We start from the raw sequence: 1,575 nt of genomic DNA, 5'->3' as shown, positions 1-1,575 counted from the left end.
ATTTGTCAACCTGCCTGAGACAGGTCGGTTACTGGGTTCTTCTTCGGTTTGGTCGGTTTGTGGTTGATCCCGACGATTGCCGGGACGACGGGAGCTTTCGGTCGTCCGCCACGGTAGCGTTCGGGGTGAGCGGCGTGTAGCTCGTCGAGGCGCACCTGGCGGCGCTTTTGGATCTCGACGAAGCTACCGTCGAACACCGATGCTGGTGTGTAGCAGCCGATCCCGCTGTGGCGGTGCTCGTGGGCGTAGCCCTCGAGGAACTGTCGGGTCCAGTCGCGAGCATGGTCGATGTCATCGAAGTACTCGGGGCAGTCCAGATCGTATTTCACGGTCTTGAACAGCGACTCGGAGAACGGGTTGTCGTCGCTGACCCGCGGTCGGGAGAACGACGCGATCACACCGGATGCCTCAAGCGCGTCGAGTAGATCGGTGGAGCGCATCACCGCACCGTTGTCGGCGTGCAGCATGCGCGGTGGCCCGTAGCGGGTGAACGCCTCGGTGAACATCACCACCGCCGCGGCGGTGTTCTCCTCGGCCACGACCTTCCATGCCACCGGGAATCGGGAGAACACATCGATCACCAGCAGCAGTTTGTAACGCTGCCGACTGGGCCCGCGCAATTCGGTGGCATCCCAGGACCATAACTGCCCCGGGGCGGTGGCCATGACCCGCGGAGTCCTGCGGGTGGCGGCAGTGCCGCAATGTTTGCGGCGACGGCGATCACCTACCAGCTTGGCTGCTTTCGCAATCCGATAGAACGTGCGTTGACTACATCGAACGAGTCCTGAATCAAAAGCACGCCAATATGTTTGGAAGATCGACAGATCGGCGTATTCCGGCCGGCACAGCACATCGACCACCTGGTCACGCTCGGCGACCGACAACGCTGCCGGCTGCCCACGCTGCGCCTGCGGCACCGGATCAGCCACCGGCGTGTAGTGCCGGTAGCCGCGCACCAGCCGGTAATACGTGGCGCGGCTGACCCCGACCAGCGCACAGGCCACCGTCAACGCCATACCCAGTGCCTTCAACGCGGTGACCGTGTCAATCAGGACAGCCCGTTGCGCTCCAACCACTCGCGATACTGCTCGGCGCTCATCAATGCCGGCGGGATCTCGGTCTGCGGATCCGTCGAGCCCTTGGTGATCCCCTCCAAGAGCTCGAATGCTTTTCCCAGCACCTCCTGGGCAGCCTCGGCCGCAGTGACCTTCGCCTTGAGCCGCTCGTTCTCGGCCCGCAGCCGTGCCAACTCGGCACGATCACGGCTGTCCATCATCCCGCGCCTTTCTTTCTTGGTTGCCTCAGCAACCATGGCCTCCTCGAACTCCCCACGATCTCGCGCGGTGACCCACTCACGGATCGTCCTGGTGGTCAACCCATTCTCGCGCGCAAACCGAGTCTTCGATCCGCGCTCGACACACTGGTCCCACTGCTGCAAAATCTCCAGCTTGTAGGCCCGCGTGTAGATGTTGCGCCCACCAGGAGTCTGCCACCGGTGTTGCACCTGACTCATCACTACTCCATCCCCCGCACCCACCACCAGCACCTGTCTCACAACCATGCTGGCAGCCGACG

The 1,575-nt window shown here is 63.1% G+C and carries 2 protein-coding genes; both read right to left on the bottom strand.

Annotated elements, in window-relative coordinates; translation table 11 throughout:
* Window positions 1–5: 5 nt before the first annotated feature.
* Window positions 6–1,031 carry a transposase gene (locus ACWDTI_RS27240; RefSeq protein ID WP_449741264.1) on the bottom strand — a complete coding sequence of 342 codons (1,026 nt, stop codon included), beginning with the start codon at window positions 1,029–1,031 and terminating at the stop codon, window positions 6–8.
* A gap of 17 nt (window positions 1,032–1,048) precedes the next feature.
* Window positions 1,049–1,575, bottom strand: a 527-nt coding sequence (locus ACWDTI_RS27235) for a hypothetical protein (RefSeq protein WP_449741263.1), incomplete at its 5' end; no start/stop codon positions are given.

This window comes from Gordonia sp. NPDC003424 (assembly GCF_053588655.1).
This window is presented reverse-complemented; position numbering and strand designations above follow the sequence as displayed.